Source organism: Vibrio sp. nBUS_14 (assembly GCF_051201655.1).
Taxonomy (GTDB): domain Bacteria; phylum Pseudomonadota; class Gammaproteobacteria; order Enterobacterales; family Vibrionaceae; genus Vibrio.
Window position 1 is genome coordinate 73336 of sequence record NZ_CP179208.1, and the last position, 24275, is coordinate 97610.

A 24275-nucleotide genomic window follows, 5' to 3' on the forward strand; every position below is an offset into this window, starting at 1 on the left:
TAACTGTTTCTAATGCTTCACCGCTAACAATTAGTTGGTTATTGTTGGAAATACTAGCGTCCATAGTGACCTCTAAAATAAAAAACATAACTACTGATAAAATTGTTATTTATAAGTTATAGGTACCAAAAATCAAAAAATCAAAAAATCAAAAATAAAAAAAGATTTCCCCGAGCATGCACCTGTCTTTCATACATAAATCCTGCGATGAAAATCGCAGGATTGTTTTGTATCTTTTAGCATATTTCCGATCTCAACTATAAATAAACAGTTGAGGGTGGATATGATGTTTTCAGTTAATGCAGAACAATGGGCTACAGAGACATTTTCGGACACAGAGTTAGGCGACCTAAGACGAACCAAGCGACTCGTTAAAATAACGACATCCCTGCCAATCATATAGGTCAATCTATTGTGCAATCTCTAGAGGGGCTTGTTGCAAAAATCTCATGAGCAGCCAGACTTTAACTATGATTCATCACTGAGCAATACTTTATGGTCAAGTCTGAATTCAAATGGCGACATTTCTCCCCCCGAACTTATCTTATGGTGTGTCCGTTGGTATGGCACTACCGCAATGAGCTATGCAAACCTCAGTGGTAGGTTGTCCGAACGAGGTGTCTTCGTTAATCGCTCCACGATTTATCGTTGGTTCATTCACTATGGGCCTATCCTACATAAGAAGTTACGCCGTTATCCATTCACTCGTATCGACACCTCCTGGCAGCTTGATGAAACTTACTTCAAGGTGAAAGGCAAATGGCATTATCTCTACCGAGCCATCAATAAACGTGGGGAAACCCTGGATTTCTTTTTCTCTCGTAAACGCAATAAAGAGGCGGCTTATCAATTCTTAAAACGCTGCTTACGCCGCTATCTTGCGAATCCCCTCATAATTAGGCATAAAAACAATGAGGTAGACGCGCATCGCCGTCTTTGATCTAATGAATATCGCTGAACACACATTTCGAACAAGTGAACCGGCGACGGTGTCGCCTGAGCGGCCTACGGCCGAAAACAAAGAGACTCAACCTACTAGGGTGCTTTACATGGATCGTTTATCCTATAGGTCATGCATCCGAATAAGCCCATCAAACAACTCTTCAATACCAACGATACTTGGCTGAACTACCTCAATAAGTACCGAGAAACCCTCCGAACCGTCGTCATTGAAAACGTCACCAAGATGCTCGCTTGCAGTACCGCTGCTTTTGGATCTAAAGAGTATCGATGCACTCATGCTGACTGCACCCATCACAAATACATTCACCAGACGTGTAAATCTCGCTTTTGCAGCAGTTGTGGCATAAAAGCCACAGAGCGGTGGATACGAAAGCAACAACATGTCTTTCCTGAGTGTGAGTATCAATACGTTACGTTGACGCTACCACACACGTTGTGGCCCATCTTTCGGGATAATCGTTTTCTTCTCAATCATCTCTTTAGCTGCGCAGCCAAAATCTTCTTAGGATGGGCAAAGCAACTCGATATCGATATTGGCGTGTTCTGTGCACTTCATACCTACGGGAGAAAGCTGAATTGGAATGTGCACATCCATTTGTCTGTCACCCGTGGGGGTTTATGTAAGGAGACTGGTCTATGGAAGCTGCACTTTGCAAAGAAAACAGCCAACGTGACGCCAACCATGACTTACCTCGGCCGATACCTAAAACGGCCACCGATATCGGCGTCGCGTTTACGACATAACTTCCAGGGAGGCTTGGTGACGTTTGATTACCTCAACCATAGGAATGGTCGAACGGAATCCCTCATTTTGAGTCCAGAAGCTCTGATAGAACGCATGATTGAGCATATTCCAGATAAGCACTTCAAAATGATTCGATACTTCGGTTTTCTATCAAACCGACGTCGTGGTGAGATGCTCCCTAAGGTCTACGGTGCCTTGGGTGTCGCTCCTAAAGACGCACCTGAAATGCCCGGTTACGCAGCTATGCTGAAAGGGTATGTGAAGGTTGATCCGTTTGAGTGCATTCTTTGTGGGCACCGTTTAACGTTTCTTCGCTTTAGGGCTGGGGAGCCGCTGTCAGAGCTGGTCCACCATGCTCTGGTTCAAGCCCAAATCAGGTCAATTTAGGCGTTTCACAGGATGGGTGTATCTGAAATAGCGAAAACAGCATGAAAGTGTTCAACAAACATCCGTGTTTAGATTGTAGAGCAGAAGTTAGGTCTGTCCGGGACTCATTCTGACGTGAGTTATGCCGCGATTGTTCAGGTCAGGAAACATTGAGATTCCTTACCTTGAACACTAAAAATCTGTTACCTGAAATTATTATTCCATAAGATCCATGCGATGGTAGAAGACCGAATCAAACTGCATGTCTGCAGGCATAGTGATAATCCCCATGCGCACGCTCTCTATTGCCAATTTATGTTGCTCAGTCAAATCACCATTCACCGGATACGATAGAACAATGTTGAATGCTTCTTTCGCCAGCTGCAACATTGGGTTGTCTGGCACTGTTTCTGCGGCAAGTTTAGCACGCTCTTGTGCTTCGCCTTTGTTATCACTTTTTTGCTTCCATTCAAATATGAACTCTAAAGCGACAATACTCTTACCTCGATAACGTGCTTTGTAGCCATACGAGCCTGAACCTTCGTCAACAAGAAAAGCGAGTTCCTTCTTTACCTCTTCATTAGAGGAGAGCTCTTCAATCGGTTTGCGGATACAGCGCTCTAGGAAAACCTTATTATTGCCATAACTCGACTTCGTTAGGGTCCCTTTCTCATCTAATAAGCCAAACAATCCATGCAGTTGCTCAATAGACTGCTCATGCAGTTTCATTCCAGGTTTCTTAAAACGAGACAAAATACTATACAGACGCTTAGAGTGTTCTGATTTCAAGCTTCTAAAAGAGAGATGGTTAATCTGAGCATGACCCGCCGATTGTGCTAAATAAGCATCCATAAGCTCTGCGTTTGGCACCATGATCAATGCCCCTTTCTTATAAGCAACGCGGCTAAAGAGTGGCATAAAATCAAACTCTTGCTCAGCATCGTTCATTAAACCGACTTTACGGGAGGAAAGGCGCTTGGCCATTGGCTTTAATGTTGGGTATAACTGCTTTGCAGATAAGCCAAACCACTCCTTAAGTACTTCGGACTGAAAGGTGTATTCAGGCGCATAAACATGACGACCTTCTTGGTAGGCTACCCAATGATCTTCGTGCAAACGCGATAAGAACAGCGCAAATGTATCGTGTTCACGAGCCGTTAAACCAAGCTGACTGAATACAAGTGCATGACTTTTCTTAAAAAAGTCGTTCGGCAACTCTCTATAGTCTTCTGTAGTTATCAGTTGGCGATGGTCTGTCATAGTAATTAGCTTCAGGTAAGAACCGGCGACGGTGTCGCCTGAGCGGCCTACGGCCGAAAACAAAGAGACTCAACCTACTAGGGCGCTTTGGATGAATCGTTTATCCTATAGGTCATGCATCCGAATAAGCCCATCAAACAACTCTTCAATGCCAACGATACTTGGCTGAACTACCTCAATAAGTACCGAGAAACCCTCCGAACCGTCGTCATTGAAAACGTCACCAAGATGCTCGCTTGCAGTACCGCTGCTTTTGGCTCTAAAGAGTATCGATGCACTCATGCTGACTGCACCCATCACAAATACATTCACCAGACGTGTAAATCTCGCTTTTGCAGCAGTTGTGGCATAAAAGCCACAGAGCGGTGGATACGAAAGCAACAACATGTCTTTCCTGAGTGTGAGTATCAATACGTTACGTTGACGCTACCACACACGTTGTGGCCCATCTTTCGGGATAATCGTTTTCTTCTCAATCATCTCTTTAGCTGCGCAGCCAAAATCTTCTTAGGATGGGCAAAGCAACTCGATATCGATATTGGCGTGTTCTGTGCACTTCATACCTACGGCAGAAAGCTGAATTGGAATGTGCACATCCATTTGTCTGTCACCCGTGGGGGTTTATGTAAGAAGACTGGTCTATGGAAGCCGATTTTCTTTAAAGCTAAGACCACTGAGAAGTGTTGGCGCGGTGCCATCACTCAACTTCTCAGCTCCAATTACTCAGAGTTAGACTTGAGTGGAGAGGACTGCCCTTTCATTCGTAATGAGCAAGATTGGTCCCGATTTTTAACCAGCCAATATTGCCGTCGATGGAAGCTGCACTTTGCAAAGAAAACAGCCAACGTGACGCCAACCATGACTTACCTGGGTCGATACCTAAAACGGCCACCGATATCGGCGTCGCGTTTACGACATAACTTCCAGGGAGGCTTGGTGACGTTTGATTACCTCAACCATAGAAATGGTCGAACGGAATCCCTCATTTTGAGTCCAGAAGCTCTGATAGAACGCATGATTGAGCATATTCCAGATAAGCACTTCAAAATGATTCGATACTTCGGTTTTCTATCAAACCGACGTCGTGGTGAGATGCTCCCTAAGGTCTACGGTGCCTTGGGTGTCGCACCTAAAGACGCACCTGAAATGCCCGGTTACGCAGCTATGCTGAAAGGGTATGTGAAGGTTGACCCGTTTGAGTGCATTCTTTGTGGGCACCGTTTAACGTTTCTTCGCTTTAGGGCTGGGGAGCCGCTGTCAGAGCTGGTCCACCATGCTCTGGTTCAAGCCCAAATCAGGTCAATTTAGGCGTTTCACAGGATGGGTGTATCTGAAATAGCGAAAACAGCATGAAAGTGTTCAACAAACATCCGTGTTTAGATTGTAGAGCAGAAGTTAGGTCTGTCCGGGACTCATTCTGACGTGAGTTATGCCGCGATTGTTCAGGTCAGGAAACATTGAGATTCCTTACCTTAAATATCGGTTATTCACATTATCCACAGTATCTATAACAGTATATAACCTCTATATGATCTATAGGGTATATAAGATATATAGAGAGAGAAAAAACCTTTATAATCATGTATATAAACACTTTCAGGTAACGTGTTTTTAGTGTTATTGATCTTATTTTTAGTCTGGTTGATCGTTTAATTAGTACATTGGTAACAGATTTTTAGTGTACACGATCGTTTTATTAGTGTTGGGGTCACATATTTTTAGTGTCTAAAACGTTTTTATCCCCTGCACGGGAATATTGGTCAAACAATGTTAGCATTTCTTTGAAGGTAACAGGAATTTAGTTAATTAATGCGATCTTTCTTCTTGAGGTTACGGAGATTTAGTCTTACTCTTATTTGAGACTAAAAACTTGAAGGTAAGGAATCTCAATGTTTCCTGACCTGAACAATCGCGGCATAACTCACGTCAGAATGAGTCCCGGACAGACCTAACTTCTGCTCTACAATCTAAACACGGATGTTTGTTGAACACTTTCATGCTGTTTTCGCTATTTCAGATACACCCATCCTGTGAAACGCCTAAATTGACCTGATTTGGGCTTGAACCAGAGCATGGTGGACCAGCTCTGACAGCGGCTCCCCAGCCCTAAAGCGAAGAAACGTTAAACGGTGCCCACAAAGAATGCACTCAAACGGATCAACCTTCACATACCCTTTCAGCATAGCTGCGTAACCGGGCATTTCAGGTGCGTCTTTAGGAGCGACACCCAAGGCACCGTAGACCTTAGGGAGCATCTCACCACGACGTCGGTTTGATAGAAAACCGAAGTATCGAATCATTTTGAAGTGCTTATCTGGAATATGCTCAATCATGCGTTCTATCAGAGCTTCTGGACTCAAAATGAGGGATTCCGTTCGACCATTCCTATGGTTGAGGTAATCAAACGTCACCAAGCCTCCCTGGAAGTTATGTCGTAAACGCGACGCCGATATCGGTGGCCGTTTTAGGTATCGACCCAGGTAAGTCATGGTTGGCGTCACGTTGGCTGTTTTCTTTGCAAAGTGCAGCTTCCATCGACGGCAATATTGGCTGGTTAAAAATCGGGACCAATCTTGCTCATTACGAATGAAAGGGCAGTCCTCTCCACTCAAGTCTAACTCTGAGTAATTGGAGCTGAGAAGTTGAGTGATGGCACCGCGCCAACACTTCTCAGTGGTCTTAGCTTTAAAGAAAATCGGCTTCCATAGACCAGTCTTCTTACATAAACCCCCACGGGTGACAGACAAATGGATGTGCACATTCCAATTCAGCTTTCTGCCGTAGGTATGAAGTGCACAGAACACGCCAATATCGATATCGAGTTGCTTTGCCCATCCTAAGAAGATTTTGGCTGCGCAGCTAAAGAGATGATTGAGAAGAAAACGATTATCCCGAAAGATGGGCCACAACGTGTGTGGTAGCGTCAACGTAACGTATTGATACTCACACTCAGGAAAGACATGTTGTTGCTTTCGTATCCACCGCTCTGTGGCTTTTATGCCACAACTGCTGCAAAAGCGAGATTTACACGTCTGGTGAATGTATTTGTGATGGGTGCAGTCAGCATGAGTGCATCGATACTCTTTAGAGCCAAAAGCAGCGGTACTGCAAGCGAGCATCTTGGTGACGTTTTCAATGACGACGGTTCGGAGGGTTTCTCGGTACTTATTGAGGTAGTTCAGCCAAGTATCGTTGGCATTGAAGAGTTGTTTGATGGGCTTATTCGGATGCATGACCTATAGGATAAACGATTCATCCAAAGCGCCCTAGTAGGTTGAGTCTCTTTGTTTTCGGCCGTAGGCCGCTCAGGCGACACCGTCGCCGGTTCCATAGCATTCATAAGTGATTCCCAATACTTGGGTATTCTCATGTCAAGTGTGGGTTCGTGTTCACGGTGCAATGGTTTAGATCTGTTTCGCCGTAATGCTAAGTTTTCCATACTTGATTACATATAATTACGGAAAAATCCGTCTATAAAGCGTTAAATGCCTTTAGATTTTGGCTCTTAGAAAAGCGAAAAGCACCCCGCGGGGTGCTCTCTAGAATGCTCAAGTTAGAGATATTGGCGAGAATTTTATTACCAACACTGTAGCCTAACGAGCTAGTGACTGAATTATGGTACAAAGCTGCTGTAGTGTCAACTATACAACCCCAGGGAGTATAGTAACTATGCCTCGCTTACCGATAACCTCATATACGTTTGAACTGTTTACTATAGTATTAAAACGTCTTTTCGCTTGCGTGGGGGTTAGTATATTACTGTATGAAAGAGACTTGTATACATCTAGAGCTTCAATGCTTGTAAGCCAATCAAAATGCGATTTGTAATGAGAGTCCAGATAGTCGTTTTTTCTATCTTCGGATACCCAGCCTAATATCCGGCACAATCGTTCATTTAAAGTTTTCATTCGTTGAATACTTTCTTCTGGCGTTGATGCTGCCGGATAAATCTCTTGGTTGGTGCTGTGGTGTCTAATCTGAGTGAACTTCCAGATAGGTTCGTGGTGAGCAATCCGGTTTCTTAGTTCATTTACCTGACTCAACCGCATTAAAAAGTCTTCTAATGCGTTTTGAGACCAATAAGTAGAGTGGAGGGCAAAGTGCCCTTTAAGTCCATTGAACAATGCGCTTTGCCAGTCTATTGAGTTGTTCGACGAAGTATCATTAATTAAAAATCCCCAGAAACCAAAACTTTGTGCAGCGATTACTTTTCCCGGTGTTGGTACCGGGTTTTTTGCTATTAATTGATTTCGACGTCTTCTTCCACGACCTCGTGATTGCAAATGGGTCACTTTGCGAATCATATTCACTGTCTTAGGCTTTAATTTATCTTGGGCAATCAAGTGCTCATACCAATCATTATCGAATGCATGCCCTTGCTGTCGGTGTGCATTGAATTGGTGAGATAGCTCCCTATGAATAGTATTGCGAAGAGCTACTTCAAAGATACTAATTAATTTAAAAAAGGAGGCAGAGAGAGCGTCATTCCACAAGTACAGCCCTAAGCACTCTTCATCTGAGTTCAGATTAAAGTAGCTACGGTAACTATTGAGACGATCGGAAGAGATCGTGTTAATGGTTTCAGTAATATTGTTAGGTTTCATATGCTTGTGGGTAGAAAAAGAAAGCTGCATTATAAGGTAGATTTACGTGTGCGTCTAAATGCATTTAACAGATAAGGATTAAGCGTTGCGCAGCCAACAAGCCCGAGCCTCTATATAAGTAAATTGTGAGATCTGCTCTAGAAGGGGGGCGGCCTTGATGCTTTTCTCAAGACTATTACGGTCTTCGTAAAGTAGGGATTTCGACACAACATCACCCGCTGCGTTCCGCATGTCATTTTCCTATTTGACATACTTTTAGTTATTCATGAATTGCTAATATTCGATTTTCCGAAAATAATTATTGTCCACAAATCACTTAGAACAAATACTCTAAAACATATTGAATGATTGATTCCAACCGCTCGGCGCAATCCCGTAGCTGGCGTAGACAGTCGAAGGGTGAGCAAGCGGAATGTCACGGTGTTAAGTTAGAATGCGGTCACTGTAGCCTTACTGTGATAAGGTCTAGCCTCATTCCGTATATGGAATCCACGTATTTACAAAGTGATTTTGGCAATAAAAGTTAAGATGCGGTCGTATATTCGGCTTCTTATTGAAGGAGCTACCCTCTAGCCTTTGATGTTTTGCGCACCTACTGTCCTTATCGCGTTAGCAGCTTTTTACAGCATGACAGAATGGCCAGGTTCTCAGTAGGTTGGTCTTACCTTTTATGCATCATCATTTTGTAAAATTTAAAAATTTGTTAATGATTAATTAGTGAGTAATACTGGTTTATATTCAGTCTCATACCGAAGCATTGCCCACGCAGTACGTACCACTTTGTTAGCCAGTGCAATACAGGCCTTCTTGAAGCCGATACGATCTATGATGCTCCTCAACCAAGCATCCTTCCGAGTCTTCGGTTTTTCGGGTAGTCGTCCAACGTAAGACATTGCGCCAAGATAAAGAAGCGAGCGTAGCTCCTTCACACCACCGCATTTATCGATCCCAATCATAAAAACTTTGCCACCTGAACTGTGCTGTTTAGGTGTAAGACCAACAAATGCTGAAGCTTGTCTTCCATTCTTGAAGTGCTTTCCATCACCAAGAGTTGTATAGAGCATCGCAGCAGTTGTTTCACCAACACCTTCAATGCCCATTAATCGTTGGCACGGTTCTATCTGACGGGTTAAAGCATTTTTCTCTTTTTCGAATGCGATAAGTTTTGCTTTAAGTTCTTGATATTGCTCCCACAGCATCGACAGAACGGATACGACATTAGAAGGTATTGGTGTATCTCCATCAAGCACGGTTTGAACCGACGCTTTTAAGCCTTTTTCACCTCTAGGGTTTGCTATCCCGTAGCCCAAAATTGTCCCTCTAATGTGAAGAGCTAGGGAAACAACACTACGAGATAAGAATCTACGACTAGTTTCTAAAGAATGCATAGCTTGTTGTTCCAATGACTTTGGACGGCTGTACTTGATACCAATTTGGATAGCAGCATTAGCGATAGCAAGGGCATCATTATGATCAGTTTTATGTCCTTCTAGGTAGCCTTTCACTTTCTTCGGATTGATAATCCGCACTTCGTGTCCAAACTTTTCAGCTAACTGACCCCAATAATGACATCCGCAACACCCTTCCATCGCGACAATGGAAGGCTTAGCCTTGGCAAGAAACTCTTTCATTTTCTGTCGACTTAAAGGTTTATTGGACAGCATCTCACCATGAACACTGATATGACAGACTTGTAGAACATTTTTAGCTAGGTCGATAGCGATAATATTATTGCTCAACATATTGGAACCCTCGTATTTATCTCATTCTCCTAAGTCTAGCTTGGCAAAGGAGGGAGTGGATTCCATACATCATGTTAAGATTATGACATGAAAAAGACAACCCCAACCCCACACGATGCGCTCTTTAAGCAGTTTATGACTCACCCAGAAACCGCTAAAGATTTACTGGATATTCATCTACCCGTTGAACTGCGCGAAATCTGTGATTTAACGACACTCAAGCTCGAGTCTGGCAGTTTTATCGAAGAAAACTTACGTCCTTACTATTCGGATGTGCTCTATTCTCTCAAAACCTCTCAGGGGATAGGGTACGTATTCGCGTTAATCGAACACCAAAGCCGACCAGATAAAAATATGGCCTTTCGCTTGATGAGATATGCTATCGCCGCTATGCAGCAGCATATCGATGCTGGCCACGAACATTTACCTTTGGTAATACCACTGCAGTTTTACCATGGCAAAGTCTCACCTTATCCCTATGAAATGAATTGGTTGAAAGGTTTTGCTAACCCTGACCAGGCTAAAGCACTTTATACTCAGGATTTTCCTTTGGTCGATGTTACCGTTATACCTGACGATGAGATAATGCAGCATCGTCGTATTGCTTTGCTTGAGCTCGTACAAAAGCACGCTCGGCATCGAGATATCATGGATTTCATTCAGCCTCTGGTCACATTGCTATTAACCGATTACACTACAGAGAAGCAAGTACAGTCATTGATGAGTTATCTACTTCAAGTAGGTGAAACAGACGATATAGAGGCGTTAATCACGTCACTGGCCTCATCAGTACCGAAACACGAGGACACACTTATGACGATTGCAGAGCAATTACGCCAACAGGGCGAACAAAGAGGCATTCAACGTGGACGCCAAGAAGGACGTCAAGAAGGACGCCAAGAAGGACGCCAAGAAGGGCGTCAAGAAACTCTAAAAGAGATGGCTCGAAAAATGATGCTCAATGGAATGGATCAACAATCCGTTGCAGAAGTCACAGGACTGAGTAAAGACGAAATAGCACAACTTTCTCACTAGACTGCCGAATAAACAAAGCAGCCTTGCCAGCTCGACGGCGAGGCTAACTTTCGCTTCGCTCTGCCCTCATTCTTTTAACGACACGAACAACCGTTCGTGGTGACACTCCCACAAACTTAGCTGTCTCATGAATACTCATTTCTTTCAACACCCTAAGTTTATAAATTTGTTCGTGTAACTCTAAATTGGGCCTTCTACCTAGATACTTGCCCATCTCCTTAGCTTTCTCAATACCTTCCTTTTGACGTCGACGTCTATCTTCATAATCTTTGCGAGAAATCGCCGCTAGCATATCCATCATCATGTTATTGATAGCCTTAATCATCGAGCTCGTAAACTCATCCGATATTTCTGGGGCTAGTGCGATGTGACTGGTCGGAAGATCTAAACTAATGACTTTCAATTCTTTCTCGTACAGCATTTCTTTCAATTGAGACCAACTTGCTTCATTTAAACGAGAAAGCCTATCTATCTGCTCAATAAGGATCACATCACCTTTTCTAGCATCACTGAGTAATTGCAGTAATTTAGGTCTTTGCAATGATGCACCTGATTGCTGCTCAACGTACCACGCAGCAACTCGAAGTCCTCTTTGCTCTACAAAGTTTGATAAGGTTTTTTTTGCTCTTTCTGCATCCTGTTCGACAGTTGATGCTCTTAGGTAGCCAAATATGTACATAATGATGATTTAAGACTTTTAGGTTATGATCTAAGTGGGTGTGACATTAATATTATGTCATTACTAAGTTGATAGCAATTTAATGCCTATGCTTTTCATCTATACCTATATGGCACAGCCAATTATCATAATTAGAAACTTATTCATTGCAACAATGGATAAGGATAGCATTATCCATTGTTGCTACAATGATTAAGGAGGAGAAGATGTCGGAAGTGAGAATGAGCCAAATTCAAAAAGCTGTCTTGAGTTGTTTGGCCAAAGCGTTCACCAAAGGTGTGAAAGAAGGTAAATCAACGGTCATCAACCAGGCCGTAAATCATTTACTTCAAAAAGATATCCACCCGAACAATTTTCGAGTCTCATGCAAAACACTAGAGGAGCGCGGGCTAATCATGCGTAAGAAAGTGGATTTAGATTGGTATATCAATATAACGCCAGAGGGATTTGAGATGGCGCTGTCTTGGCTAGACTGAAAAAGGTGGAGCTTTACTGTGCTGATTACGGGTTTTTAGGGCTTGAAAAGTCGGAAAATTTGAATTGAATTTCATTGGAATTATCGTACAAATCAGATAAAGGGCTACTATTTCAAAAAAAACCGACATATAATCACACCGTAGCACATTGGTAGGTTATGTTTTGAAGCGGTTAGATGCAAGTTCCTTAGTGTATGTTTTCAATGAAAACCAGTTAGAAAAGATGTTGTCTTCAGAATCAACTTCTGTGACGCACATATATTGCACCCTTAAACACGAAGACTTAAAGCCGTTATTAATCAATAAATTAATGTGCAGCACACTGACATCTATTAGCTTTAGCGATGCTTATACCCTCTATCCTAACAACGGGGTTTAATAACTGATTTCTATCGGTGCAAGTCCCCTCCCTCACGCAAAAGAATCGAAACATCACAAGTTAACTAACTTGCCGACTAAATAATTTTTGGTTTTCGAGCTAGAAAATGCCACGGGTAAAATTCAACCTGTGAAGGCTTTGGACATAAACGAGTTTCGAAAAATCGTACATTAGTGTGATCGTACATTAGCAAGAAATGAATAACTACAGTTATGGCAAGCTGAAAAAAGCCCACTACCAGAGATTAGGATAGTGGGCAAAATAAGGTAGACATGATGATATCAAGTGTTATGCAAGCTCATTATATGCAATCAGTTTAACTTTAGCAACAGTTTTGCTATGACCTAGAGCTCATTTTTGGACAATTATAAATCAGGGCCTTTGCTAAATTAGCAAACCATGAATAACTACAGGTATCGCATTCACTTGTGAAGAGCTAGTGCGATGAGTTACATCGCACTAGAAAAAGTATTGGTTTAGATTAGGTTTGCACTAAGTACCTTTACGGTAAATCACAGCTTTTGCCACGCCCCATTATTAAATTCATAGCAGTAACTCCCTCCAGTAGAAAGTGTGTCGGATGAAATACCAGGATAATCATAATAAATGAGCGAGTCATAAGCGGCTTGTGAGTCAAACACTACAACCTTACCCTCTTCGATATTTTCAGTGGGCAGTATGAATGAGTCAATCCATGAACCATTTTGAGTTGACACATGAACTTCATCATATTCTTGTAACCATAGATTAATGTTGGAATTGAAATCATTCAGGTCAGATTGAGTAGAGATACGCAAACTGAAACTCAATACACTCGATGCCATTTGTAATGAATCAGCAGTATAAAATGAAACGTAAACATCCGTTTTTGGAGTTTCTTCAAATTTAAGCTTTATCTTGTCACTTGAATTTTCACTAACAGTAGCTTTGATTGGTTCTGTGGATAGCAACCGAAGATTTACCGATTTATTAGATTTAGATGATAAGTTAATTTCATACTCCCTCGTATCGACCTTAACAATACTATTGATGAATACATCTGGATTTATGAGCTTATTGCCTAAGCTAGGTAAATATTCATAAACAACCTTTCGCCCAAAAACATCATCAATTCCATTAAATGATGGCCAACCACTTTCATGACTAAAACCATGATTATGGTAATACTCATGCACTAATCCCTGCCAAGCATCAATAGCTGTCGCATCAAAACTATCATGCACATTAGCCATCAATACTGGAGACATCCAAATATTTAAACTTTTATTTGGAGATTCTGATGAGTTGAAGTTTAGTGCTGGCTGGCTACCCAACCCCCAGACGTTGTCATTAATCCAAAACCGAGTCTTCATACTCGATACAGATTTAGCAAAATAAGTATCTGTAGCATACTGTTCTACAGGCTCGCCATAGTTATAACACTCTGGGTTATCGGGGCATATTGACCGTAGTTGCTCAGTTATTTCTGATAAGGTTGAAGGGGAGTTTGTCATGTATCGATCATATATTTGTACGAGTTCCGCAGTGTTTCTTTCGGCAGTATTTGCAAGTCTTGAGCCTGCCGGGTCGGCAGGTGGCGTGCTTGATTGATATTCAAATGTCGAATTTGCCAATATTGTAAAATTAACGACTTCATACCCCTCCCAAGAAATATTAAGATTTCCTTGAGTGTATTTAGGCAAACCGCCCTCGACTCCTACTAGGAAAAACTTTCCGTTTTCTTTTAAAATCAATTCAGATATTTCATAAGGGGTATTATTCTTAATAATTGTCCCAGATATTGAAACATCATTAAGGTTTACTTGACTTGGAGGAGAAAGTGACACTAATTTATTAACTTTCATATCCTTTTCCACATTAATAATCAGTGGGTACGTTTTATTAAGAGATATGACTTCAAGGCCATTGCTATCAATAAAAGTACTAGCTTCAGTCCTCTCTTCAGGCGACACAGTCCCAGCCCCTTCTCCACACCCCCACAATAGGAACATAGATAATATAAAAATAGTGCTTCGCATACATATACCAAAAAAATAATTAAACGAGATAATACAAGGAAAAAAATTAATATCAGGTATTCATAATTCCTACTATACAAACCCCGCGAGTTTTCTATCAGAAACAGTCCTCAGAATCCATCAGACGCTTTTTGTTCAAAGATTTATACATTAACTTCTATATGTTACACAAGCGATTTACAGGCAAAAATCAGCGAGCTTAACTGGAGCAAGAACAGAACCATGAGGCTATTTTTCGGATTTTGTGAGTTTTGGTTGTCAGATTAGCTCTATCAGGTCAAAAAAAACCAACTGTGATTGTGGACTTTTTAGCGATACAATTTAGGGGGTACTTTCGAGCTAGAAAGTGCCAAGGGTAAAAATTCAACCTGAGAAGCTCTTGGACAAAAATTAGCTAGTTTAATTACTCTAATAATGAGGTGGAAAAAGAGGATTTTGTATGGATATTCACTCATTGTGAATAGGGAGGATTACCTCCCTTAATTATAAACACTAAGCAATAGTAGATTTCTTGATTAAATCATAAATCACATCATCAGCATACTGTGTCTTAAACTCAACTTTTACGTCTTTACTAATTTGGTTGAACAGCTCTTTGGCGTGCTCAATTTTACGCTCTTCTTCTTTTCTTAAACTGTCTTTACCATCAACATTTTTTGTTTCAATGATGAAGTTTAAGTACTCCCCCTTGCTTGTTTTCACAACGTAAGCAAAATCGGGTGAATACGTATAACCGCCTGATACTGGTATCTTGATTGAATTCTTTGGTATCTTGGTGAAAACAGTAACGGATAATAAATCACCGTTGATCTCGCCCTGAGTGATGTTCATTTTCTCTAAATCAGAGTCATAGAACACATCTTCAAACAAATAGCTATCCAGTGGATTAACAGCGTCATCAGACTTAACCCCAAGATCGCTAGCTGCAACGTCTGCTAGTGGTTGGCCAGTTTCGTTTGTAAACTTAGTCGGATGCACGCTGTTAGATATTATGCTGTAACCTAAACCAAACTTACTAAACGAGTTATGGAGCAAGAATTTACTGAATCCAGACTTTATCTTTCGGATCGTTTGAATATTCAAATAGTCTGTAACATCAATAGTATCTTGTACCGCAACAAAAGCTTTGTGTATTGTAGACGGTTTAATAAAAGCAGCTTGTGATAGACGATTAACAAACTCTTTGTAAGTCATAGTGCAAAACTTAGTAAAGTCGTCGTCATCACCCAACAACGTTTGAGACATAGCAGTATCATTGCTGATATTCACCATCTCTTTACGTGTCTGAATACCTGTTTTCTTAAACTTGTCTGATTCTTCAACTAGGTAGCTTTTGAATAAGTTCAAGAACTCCTCTTCACTAGTGATTTTATACTCAAGAACCGCTTTTTGGTTGATCATATCCCAAAGCTGTTTTAGCTCGTCAAACTTGCCGACTCGCATCTTGGAACGGCTTTTTCCCTCTGTTGCTATTTTGATCTTGTTTGGTTTAACACCAGATGGGAAAGCATTTGGATATTCTTCTTTCAGCCTCGCGTAAGCTCCAGCACCAATGAAGTTTTCATTCTCATCAATGATACCTTTACTTACCAAGTCCATCATCACTTTCAATGAAGACAAATCAGGGTAATGAGCCGCTATCTTGTCTTTGATTTCTGTTGTTAGTTTTGATGGGACTGTTTCTTTAAACGATGTTTCGTTAACTTCCTGCACCAATGATGAAACAAAGTCTTTCTCTGTGAAATCAACAAAGTAGTTCAGACGAAACTCGCCATTTACACGAGCCATAAATTCGTTGACGGGTAAGCGCAAACCACGACCAACTTCTTGTAGTTTCGATGTTGTACTACCACTAGAACGTAGTTTACAAAGCGTAAAGATGTTGGGATTGTCCCAACCCTCTCGAAGGGTCCATTTAGAGAAGATAAATCGTCTAGGGTTATCAAGTGACAAAAGCAGTTCTTTATCATGCAAGATCTCATTGATTTCTTGCTCGATTTTTTCATCTTTGTCGCTGTTATCTTTAGAGAAGTAACCACCATGAACACTACTAATGTCAGCAATGGTTTTCTTAAGATATTGCTTGTAAAACGGGTCTTGTTCTTGTTTCAGAACTGATTTTGCTTCTGCTAATACCCATTCTTCAAACTTTGTTTTCAAACTACCAGAGTTGTTATTTCCATCACGGTAGCCTTCAATGTCATTTATGAAAAACAAAGTAAGAGGCTTGATACGTGGACGCTGCGTAAGCATTTCTTTTTCGACTTTGAAATGTTCTTTAATTGCTCTACGCATCATGTTTTCTTCGAGTGTTTCTGAGTAGGCGAAAGGATTTATAGACTTATTAAGTTTAAGGTCAACACCGTTACTCAAAAGAACAAACTTGTCTTTAACCGATATATTTTCAATGGTTAAATCGTGTAATTCTGAATGTGCATTTACTAAAGATTCACCTTTTCCGATCTTTATTGATTTCTTAGCGCCATTTTCATTAAGCTCAAATGTAACTTCTTTACTAGTTAACTTTTTGAGTGTCAGACTGGCGACATCATCACCGACCATTTCTTCAATAAATGCATTAATACCTTTTACAAGATCGTCATTAAACGCATCAACCGCAGTCAGACGATAAACAAGATTGGCGTATTTTTCATTGAATGTCGCACCATAACGAATAATGTTCTGTGCATTGAACTTGTTGATCGCAACCCATGTTTTACCGCCCTCGGGAAACTTATGCGGTTCATCAATAATGACAAACGGCTTAACTGCACCGATAGCTTCTATCGGTGTGTTGTATTTGTTATCAAGTAAGCCACGGTCATACACCTCTGTCATAGATGGTGACGTTACCATTCCAGAGTTAATAACCAAAACATGAATATATTTCTTGTTGAAGTTATTCGCTTCAACAAAATCATGAACGGCTTGCGGTATATATGATTTGGTGTTTCTCTTCGATGACTTTTTACTTTCAACAACGTATGTCTTCAATTCACGGTCTGTTTCTCTAAAGTGATCTTTCAGCGCATCACTTTTTAAGAAATTGACAGTACCCGCTTTGATTGAGAGTGTCGGTACAATGATAATAAACTTGTTGATACCAAATGCTTTGTTTAGCTCAAACATTGTCTTGGTATACGTGTATGTTTTACCCGTACCAGTCTCCATAGAGACATCAATCACATTACTATTGTCGTTGTAGTATTCTTTAGTATGCTCGATATTGTTGAATTCATGAATCTTCTTAATATTCAAAGAACGCTGTTGTTTAGTGATCACTAACTCAGGGTTAGCAAGCATACGAATACTTTGATCATCATCTAACTGTGGCTCTGCACCAACAAACATACTCAGAACCGAATCCACACCAGCTTTCTGGTGCGGCAAGTTCTTTTCAAATGTAAAGCCTTTACTTTTTTGAATAGACATTAGTTGCGTACCACCAAATCAATTTCGATAGACTTCTTGTTTGTGTAGCTCTTTAAAGCTTCGTTCAACTCCATCTGTTTACTGCTATCAAAGTTGTTTGAATAGTAAACAATCTTGTTAGGGTCAAAGTCTTTGTCGTCAGTATCATCAAGCTTATGAAGAAGTGCTTTCAGTGCATCAGCATTGAAATCTGGAGCAATCATATACAAATGTCTATCGCATAGATGTGCGGTATAACCAGCAAGATCAATATCAATAATCGGTGCTGTTAACTCGCTACCATCATACAAAGCCCAAGTTGTTAACAAAGTACGGTATTGTTCATCTGATAAAAGTACATCATTGAACATGGTGTAGTTTGATATAGAAAGTTCTTTGTCATCATCTTCAACACGGAAATCTTCGACAGTTTCAAAGATCTTAAAACCAAGATCGCCTTTATAATCTGGATAACGCTCAGATAGTTGCTCAGAAGCTTTAAGAACCGGCGACGGTGTCGCCTGAGCGGCCTACGGCCGAAAACAAAGAGACTCAACCTACTAGGGTGCTTTACATGGATCGTTTATCCTATAGGTCATGCATCCGAATAAGCCCATCAAACAACTCTTCAATGCCAACGATACTTGGCTGAACTACCTCAATAAGTACCGAGAAACCCTCCGAACCGTCGTCATTGAAAACGTCACCAAGATGCTCGCTTGCAGTACCGCTGCTTTTGGCTCTAAAGAGTATCGATGCACTCATGCTGACTGCACCCATCACAAATACATTCACCAGACGTGTAAATCTCGCTTTTGCAGCAGTTGTGGCATAAAAGCCACAGAGCGGTGGATACGAAAGCAACAACATGTCTTTCCTGAGTGTGAGTATCAACACGTTACGTTGACGCTACCACACACGTTGTGGCCCATCTTTCGGGATAATCGTTTTCTTCTCAATCATCTCTTTAGCTGCGCAGCCAAAATCTTCTTAGGATGGGCAAAGCAACTCGATATCGATATTGGCGTGTTCTGTGCACTTCATACCTACGGCAGAAAGCTGAATTGGAATGTGCACATCCATTTGTCTGTCACCCGTGGGGGTTTATGTAAGAAGACTGGTCTATGGAAGCCGATTTTCTTTAAAGCTAAGACCACTGAGAAGTGTTGGCGCGGTGCCATCACTCAACTTCTCAGCTCCAATTACTCAGAGTTAGACTTGAGTGGAGAGGACTGCCCTTTCATTCGTAATGAGCAAGATTGGTCCCGATTTTTAACCAGCCAATATTGCCGACGATGGAAACTGCACTTTGCTAAGAAAACGGCCAATGTGACCCCCACCATGACCTACATGGGTCGATACCTAAAGCGGCCACCGATATCGGCGTCTAGGTTACGACATGATTTCCAAGGAGGATTAGTGACATTTGATTATCTTAATCATAGGAATGGTCAGACGGAATCCCTCATTTTGAGTCCAGAAGCTCTGATAGAACGCATGATTGAGCATATTCCAGATAAGCACTTCAAAATGATTCGATACTTCGGTTTTCTATCAAACCGACGTCGTGGTGAGATGCTCCCTAAGGTCTACGGTGCCTTGGGTGTCGCACCTAAAGACGCACCTGAAATGCCCGGTTACGCAGCTATGCTGAAAGGGTATGTGAAGGTTGATCCGTTTGAGTGCATTCTTTGTGGGCACCGTTTAACGTTTCTTCGCTTTAGGGCTGGGGAGCCGCTGTCAGAGCTGGTCCACCATGCTCTGGTTCAAGCCCAAATCAGGTCAATTTAGGCGTTTCACAGGATGGGTGTATCTGAAATAGCGAAAACAGCATGAAAGTGTTCAACAAACATCCGTGTTTAGATTGTAGAGCAGAAGTTAGGTCTGTCCGGGACTCATTCTGACGTGAGTTATGCCGCGATTGTTCAGGTCAGGAAACATTGAGATTCCTTACCTTGAACAAGTGAACTAACGATGCGCGATATTCAGATTTTACAACAAACCATACAAAATCAATGCCCCTCCATTCACAAAAAACGCGTTAGTTCTCTGATACTTGCTACAAAAAGTGTACTTGACGGCTCAGACTTAACGCTAACTAAACTAGGTCGCAAACTGGAAACTAATACCACGGTAAAACATGCGATCAAACGCGTTGATAGACTGCTTGGAAATCGCCAACTACATCGTGAAAAAGACCTAATTTATAAATGGCATGCCTACTTAATAACGGGCGCCAACTCATGCCCTGTGATCCTTGTGGACTGGTCTGATGTTCGTGAACAACTTCGTTATATGACGTTAAGAGCATCCGTTGCACTTGATGGTCGAGCCATCACAATCTTTGAACAAGTTTTTGAGTATGGCCAATATAATTCACCGAAAAGTCACCAAACATTCCTCGATAAATTGCAGAGTATTTTACCGAATAAAATCAGCCCGATCATCGTTTCTGATGCGGGTTTTAGAAATACTTGGTTTCGCCAAGTTCAGGAGAAAGGCTGGTTTTGGTTAGGTCGTGTCCGAGGAGAAGTATCAATCAAACAACCTCATAAACCTTGGGTCTCAAATAAAACCTTTTATCCAACCGCTGTCCATAAACCCAAATATCTTGGCCACTGCTTACTAGCAAAGAGATCACCGATATCTTGTGAAGCCTATGTTTATAAGGGATTAGAAAAAGGCCGAAAAGCCCAACGCCATAGCAGAACCAGTCAAAAACACTCCGCTACACATCTCTATCAACGCAGTGCAAAGGAGCCGTGGTTACTCGCGACGAATGTCCCTAGACATATCTTAAATGAAGTACAAATTACCAATCTGTACGCCAAGCGTATGCAGATAGAAGAGGCCTTCCGCGATCTAAAGAGTACCGCCTATGGGATCGCACTTCGTCACAACAGAACTCGTTGTACTAAACGATTAGATATCCTGCTTCTTATTGCGTTGCTCGCTGAAATCTTGATGTGGTGGAATGGCCTCATTGCAGTACAGGCCAAATGGCATTTTGACTTCCAAGCCAACAGCATTAAACACCGCCGAGTTCTCTCCATACCTCGTCTAGGGAGAGAGGTTCGAAATCATCGGCGATATCAAATTAATGAATCCCAATATCAATGGGGAATGTTCGAATATCAAAGGCTCACACACAACGCAGGACTAGGGAAATTATGAGGGGATCCGTCAGCGCCCTTGTAACTGAGCAGCTTCAACCATGGTCAACGACAACTGCTGAGTTAGGGTTGATAAATGAAGCTTCATTTCATCTGAATCAGGGTTATCTTTCTGAACTAGCTTTAACGTCTCAAGAGACTTATTTAAGAAGTCTATTAATGTAACTCCAGCAGCTAATGTTACTGACATGAAAATTCCTTAAAATTAATACCATGGCAGGCATATAACAGTTTGTATGGATAATAGGCGTTGTTGCCTAAATCCATTGAACCTTTTCCAAGTCCTGCGATCTGATCCTTTGTGATGGTTAGGACGTTGGTAATATGGGTAAAGCAAAAAAGAAGATAACTAACTGGGCAGAGTACAATAAAGCACTGTGCAAGCGTGGGTCAGTTACGTTTTGGATAGATGACTCCGCCATAGATGCATGGCAATGCAAAACCCATCATGGTAAACGTGGTAGAGGCTTCTTGTATTCAGATACAGCGATTGAAACTGCCTTGATGATCAAGGGTATCTTCTCTCTGCCATTGCGTGCACTTCAAGGTTTTATCGACTCGGTCTTCGAGCTACTGGATGTTCCACTGACATCCCCTGACTACACCTGTATCAGTAAACGTTCGAAGACGGTTCAGGTTAAATATCGCAATAAATCTAGAGGAGCCATTCGGCATATAGCTATTGACTCAACTGGCCTCAAAGTCTTTGGCGAGGGTGAGTGAAAAGTGAAAAAGCATGGCGCAGAAAAACGCAGAACATGGCGTAAACTGCACTTAGCTGTAGATATGGATACTCACGAAGCTGTTAGTGCGGAAGTCAGCCTTGTAAATGTTGGCGATAGTGAAGTGTTACCGACGCTGCTCAATCCACTACGCAGAAAGATCGTTGCCGTATCCGCAGATGGAGCCTATGATAGTAAGCGTCTACGAACCGACTCATTGACTTTCTAATATCTACGCAGATACCGCCAACTAAGGCGGTATCTGTCATTCTGAGCGGTATTCTGTAGGGGCGGACTATTCCGTCTTTGGCATGTTCCAAGGTAGAAGATGACCATGGTCATCCTCACTCTTCAGTTTCGGGATTTCTCGTAACACGTATTCGAGGTACTCATACGGCTCACAGTCGTTAGCCTTCGCGGTTTCGATAAGACTGTACAACACTGCACTGGCGCGGGCTCCATTATGAGTCTTTGAGAACAACCAGTTGTTCCGTCCTACCGTGAACGGACGTACTGAACGTTCCGCTCGGTTATTATCCATGCTTAACCGGCCATCATCGATAACTCTTACTAGCTTCGACCATTGATTGAGACTGTAGCTAATCGCCTCACCCAATTTACTTTTAGGGGGCACCTGAGTGACCGATTTATCTAACCACGCCTTGAATTCATTGAGCAGAGACTGAGTCTTTGACTGGCGGGTAACATATCGCTCTTCCCTCGTCTTATCTTTGAGTGCTTGTTCAACACGATAGAGCTTTTGGAACCAACTCACTGCCCACTGGATTTTACCCCCTTTTCCTTGCTTGCCTTTTGGTTGGCTCTGCTCTGCCTCTATGAACTTACGTCTTGCATGAGCCCAGCAACCCACCAACTTCGCTTCTGTCTTTTCATACGCTTTATACCCATCAACATGAAGGTATCCAGTGTAGTTTGACAGGTACGATTCAGGGCAGTGGTGCCCCCGATTCCCTTCCTGGTAGTCGAACAAGACGATACCGGGAGATTGCGCATTACCGCCCCGGTCTGGACCACACCCATACAACCAGATGTAACTTTTCTTTCTTTCGTCATCGAGCACGGTCAACGTGGTCTCGTCCGCGAACAGAACATCTTGTGCAAGGAGGGTTTCTTTCAGTAAGGCGATTAACGGCTCTACCTTATCAGCGCAACGCAGTATCCATTGACTGATCGTTTTTCGGCTGAGCGCTAGCCCATATTGTCTGAACAGCGATTCTTGACGATAGAGAGGCAGGGCGTAGTGGTATTTGTTCGTGATAATTTGCGCAAGCAAAGAGGGAGTCGCGATGCTTTTCGGGATAATCGATGCTGGCGGTGGAGCCATTGCAACAACACCCTTCTCTCCTAACGCGTCACATTGACGACAGACGTATTTGGGTCTTTCAGTGACTTCGACATACAACTTGGCCGGGATATACACCAGTTTTTCACTGGTGCTTTGCCCCATCCTGCAGAGTATCGACTGACAACACGAGCAGGTTTTTTCTGATTCTGGTATGTCCACCACGACTCGCTCTCGTGGCAGGTCTTCAGGAAGCTTTGGGCGACCACGACGTTTTGTCTCGGATGAAGTGTTTTCCGCTTCCGAAGCGTCATCATTCGGATTATCGGGTGCTTCCTCTTCACCTGTCGTATCGGCATGAGTCTCCGCCTCATTGAACTCTAAGTCCTGAGGGGGCAGGGTTTCACTAGTGCTACCAAAGCGTTTACGCCGCGCTAGGTTGAGTTTTTCAACCAGCGATTGGATGGTTAATTCGCTCTCGCTTAGAGATTGGCGAAGTGTGAGTACCGTAGATTCAAGCTCAGTCACTTTTGAACGTAAGAGCGCTAGCTCATCTTCTTTATTTGTATTTGGCATATAAGGAAGATCGCAGAGAGCCGCGAAAGTTCCTTATCCGCTAATATTTTTTAATTTAATTAAGACTTTGGTAATTCAATGTTTGATGGGGTTTCATTTTTTCAATATCGAGCCCATCAAGCAACCAATGCCACTGCTCTTCCGTTAATGAGAGGGTTTTCCCTGGCATTTTTCTTGGCCAAGCGAACTTGTCTTTTTCGAGTCGCTTTTGCCAGAGGCAAAAGCCATTACGCTGCCAGTAGAGAACTTTGAGCTTATCCCGCGTGCGATTACAGAAGACGAATAGCGCTTCGGAGAAGGGATTAAGGTTCATATTCTGTTCAACAATAAAGCTCAAGCCGTTAATGCCCTTTCTAAAATCGACGGGCGCCTTGTGGAGATAGATAACAGAGATATCAGGGAACATTTTCATACAACAGCAAGCTCCTTCAATAGAAGACCGAGCCACTGAGGTGCTACATCACGAGGTACATGAAGAGAGCATGCTCCCGCTTCAAGGCGTAATTCCGTAGGTAACGTAGAGGGAGGCAGTTGCTCGGTTTTGGTATTTAGTATGGCTATTTTTTCAACAACAACGAATTCAGAAAGTGAATCTTCTCGTTTTTTAGGCAGGTTGACTAAGTGGTGTAGTTTGCGACGGTTGTTATCAAATGTTTTTGGATGAAGATTGTGCTCTAAACAAAACTGAGCGGCAGACTGCTCACTATTGTAATACTTCTGAACAAGGCGAAGCCATTCTTGCTGAGATCTATGCTGAGGCATTTTCGAGTACCTTTAACGATAAAAGTTAAAGGTTACGACGTTTATTAAAAGGATTGAATGA

Annotated in this window: 19 protein-coding genes and 3 pseudogenes; 9 read left to right on the forward strand and 13 right to left on the reverse strand. The window is 42.1% G+C overall.

All coding sequences use genetic code 11. The features are described 5' to 3' along the window. Nucleotides 1-286: 286 nt before the first annotated feature. The 3 genes and pseudogenes from ACMAZD_RS25920 (at nucleotide 287) to ACMAZD_RS25930 (ending at nucleotide 2095) form a co-directional block, all read left to right on the forward strand. Nucleotides 287-403: an IS4/Tn5 family transposase DNA-binding protein gene (locus ACMAZD_RS25920; RefSeq protein ID WP_435250574.1), complete on the forward strand. Its 117-nt coding sequence runs from the start codon at nucleotides 287-289 to the stop codon at nucleotides 401-403. A 92-nt stretch (nucleotides 404-495) separates the two neighbouring features. Further along, nucleotides 496-877, forward strand: a pseudogene (locus ACMAZD_RS25925) (IS6 family transposase); the annotation flags it as partial. Between the two features lie 195 nt (nucleotides 878-1072). Beyond that, on the forward strand, nucleotides 1073-2095 hold the full coding sequence (locus ACMAZD_RS25930) for an IS91 family transposase (RefSeq protein WP_435250575.1): 1023 nt from the start codon (nucleotides 1073-1075) through the stop codon (nucleotides 2093-2095). A gap of 195 nt (nucleotides 2096-2290) precedes the next feature. Here the strand turns inward: ACMAZD_RS25930 and ACMAZD_RS25935 are convergent, their stop codons facing one another. Further along, a complete protein-coding gene (locus ACMAZD_RS25935; RefSeq protein WP_435250576.1) occupies nucleotides 2291-3397 on the reverse strand; it encodes a replication initiation protein in 1107 nt (368 codons plus the stop codon). A 51-nt stretch (nucleotides 3398-3448) separates the two neighbouring features. On the opposite strand from ACMAZD_RS25935, the gene ACMAZD_RS25940 reads away from it, so the two are divergent. Further along, the gene (locus ACMAZD_RS25940; RefSeq protein WP_435250577.1) at nucleotides 3449-4642 is read left to right on the forward strand and encodes an IS91 family transposase; all 1194 of its coding nucleotides are present in this window, start codon (nucleotides 3449-3451) and stop codon (nucleotides 4640-4642) included. A 731-nt stretch (nucleotides 4643-5373) separates the two neighbouring features. Here the strand turns inward: ACMAZD_RS25940 and ACMAZD_RS25945 are convergent. From ACMAZD_RS25945 to ACMAZD_RS25960, 4 genes are all read right to left on the reverse strand, one after another. Beyond that, complete coding sequence (locus ACMAZD_RS25945; RefSeq protein WP_435250577.1) at nucleotides 5374-6567, reverse strand: IS91 family transposase; 1194 nt, start codon at nucleotides 6565-6567, stop codon at nucleotides 5374-5376. Between the two features lie 408 nt (nucleotides 6568-6975). After that, nucleotides 6976-7938 (reverse strand): Abi family protein, encoded by a 963-nt coding sequence (locus ACMAZD_RS25950; RefSeq protein WP_435250578.1) that lies wholly within the window; start codon nucleotides 7936-7938, stop codon nucleotides 6976-6978. 78 nt (nucleotides 7939-8016) lie between these two features. Next, on the reverse strand, nucleotides 8017-8169 hold the full coding sequence (locus ACMAZD_RS25955; protein WP_435250579.1) for a hypothetical protein: 153 nt from the start codon (nucleotides 8167-8169) through the stop codon (nucleotides 8017-8019). Between the two features lie 479 nt (nucleotides 8170-8648). After that, nucleotides 8649-9680, reverse strand: coding sequence for an IS110 family transposase (locus tag ACMAZD_RS25960; RefSeq protein WP_435247183.1), 1032 nt, complete (start codon nucleotides 9678-9680; stop codon nucleotides 8649-8651). An 87-nt stretch (nucleotides 9681-9767) separates the two neighbouring features. On the opposite strand from ACMAZD_RS25960, the gene ACMAZD_RS25965 reads away from it, so the two are divergent. Next, the gene (locus ACMAZD_RS25965; RefSeq protein WP_435250580.1) at nucleotides 9768-10715 is read left to right on the forward strand and encodes an Rpn family recombination-promoting nuclease/putative transposase; all 948 of its coding nucleotides are present in this window, start codon (nucleotides 9768-9770) and stop codon (nucleotides 10713-10715) included. A 43-nt stretch (nucleotides 10716-10758) separates the two neighbouring features. On the opposite strand, the gene ACMAZD_RS25970 is transcribed toward ACMAZD_RS25965, so the two are convergent. Beyond that, nucleotides 10759-11394 carry a recombinase family protein gene (locus tag ACMAZD_RS25970; protein WP_435250581.1) on the reverse strand — a complete coding sequence of 212 codons (636 nt, stop codon included), beginning with the start codon at nucleotides 11392-11394 and terminating at the stop codon, nucleotides 10759-10761. 206 nt (nucleotides 11395-11600) lie between these two features. Between ACMAZD_RS25970 and ACMAZD_RS25975 the strand changes: the two genes are divergently transcribed. Then, nucleotides 11601-11870 carry a hypothetical protein gene (locus ACMAZD_RS25975; RefSeq protein WP_435250582.1) on the forward strand — a complete coding sequence of 90 codons (270 nt, stop codon included), beginning with the start codon at nucleotides 11601-11603 and terminating at the stop codon, nucleotides 11868-11870. An 891-nt stretch (nucleotides 11871-12761) separates the two neighbouring features. Here ACMAZD_RS25975 and ACMAZD_RS25980 read toward each other — a convergent pair. From ACMAZD_RS25980 to ACMAZD_RS25990, 3 genes and pseudogenes are all read right to left on the reverse strand, one after another. Continuing rightward, nucleotides 12762-14267, reverse strand: coding sequence for a hypothetical protein (locus ACMAZD_RS25980; protein WP_435250583.1), 1506 nt, complete (start codon nucleotides 14265-14267; stop codon nucleotides 12762-12764). Between the two features lie 492 nt (nucleotides 14268-14759). Continuing rightward, entirely contained in the window at nucleotides 14760-17699 is a 2940-nt protein-coding gene (locus ACMAZD_RS25985) for a type III restriction-modification system endonuclease (RefSeq protein ID WP_435250584.1), read from the reverse strand. Further along, a pseudogene (locus tag ACMAZD_RS25990) lies at nucleotides 17699-18148 on the reverse strand (site-specific DNA-methyltransferase); the annotation flags it as partial. The pseudogene ACMAZD_RS25990 and the gene ACMAZD_RS25985, both read right to left, overlap by 1 nt. A 127-nt stretch (nucleotides 18149-18275) precedes the next feature. On the opposite strand from ACMAZD_RS25990, the gene ACMAZD_RS25995 reads away from it, so the two are divergent. Then, entirely contained in the window at nucleotides 18276-19469 is a 1194-nt protein-coding gene (locus ACMAZD_RS25995; protein ID WP_435247073.1) for an IS91 family transposase, read from the forward strand. A 183-nt stretch (nucleotides 19470-19652) separates the two neighbouring features. Continuing rightward, nucleotides 19653-20852 carry an IS4 family transposase gene (locus ACMAZD_RS26000; protein ID WP_435250585.1) on the forward strand — a complete coding sequence of 400 codons (1200 nt, stop codon included), beginning with the start codon at nucleotides 19653-19655 and terminating at the stop codon, nucleotides 20850-20852. A 9-nt stretch (nucleotides 20853-20861) separates the two neighbouring features. Here the strand turns inward: ACMAZD_RS26000 and ACMAZD_RS26005 are convergent, their stop codons facing one another. After that, entirely contained in the window at nucleotides 20862-21041 is a 180-nt protein-coding gene (locus tag ACMAZD_RS26005; RefSeq protein WP_435250586.1) for a hypothetical protein, read from the reverse strand. A gap of 134 nt (nucleotides 21042-21175) precedes the next feature. On the opposite strand from ACMAZD_RS26005, the pseudogene ACMAZD_RS26010 reads away from it, so the two are divergent. Continuing rightward, nucleotides 21176-21772, forward strand: a pseudogene (locus ACMAZD_RS26010) (IS5 family transposase); the annotation flags it as partial. 96 nt (nucleotides 21773-21868) lie between these two features. On the opposite strand, the gene tnpC reads toward ACMAZD_RS26010, so the two are convergent. Genes tnpC through tnpA form a run of 3 tightly spaced genes read right to left on the reverse strand, consistent with a single transcriptional unit; the run spans nucleotide 21869 to nucleotide 24214 of the window. Continuing rightward, on the reverse strand, nucleotides 21869-23452 hold the full coding sequence (gene tnpC / locus ACMAZD_RS26015; protein ID WP_435250587.1) for an IS66 family transposase: 1584 nt from the start codon (nucleotides 23450-23452) through the stop codon (nucleotides 21869-21871). A gap of 55 nt (nucleotides 23453-23507) precedes the next feature. After that, complete coding sequence (tnpB, locus tag ACMAZD_RS26020) at nucleotides 23508-23864, reverse strand: IS66 family insertion sequence element accessory protein TnpB (protein WP_102481560.1); 357 nt, start codon at nucleotides 23862-23864, stop codon at nucleotides 23508-23510. Continuing rightward, nucleotides 23861-24214 (reverse strand): IS66 family insertion sequence element accessory protein TnpA, encoded by a 354-nt coding sequence (tnpA, locus tag ACMAZD_RS26025; protein ID WP_435250588.1) that lies wholly within the window; start codon nucleotides 24212-24214, stop codon nucleotides 23861-23863. Before tnpA ends, tnpB begins: the two co-directional genes overlap by 4 nt. Nucleotides 24215-24275: the final 61 nt, after the last annotated feature.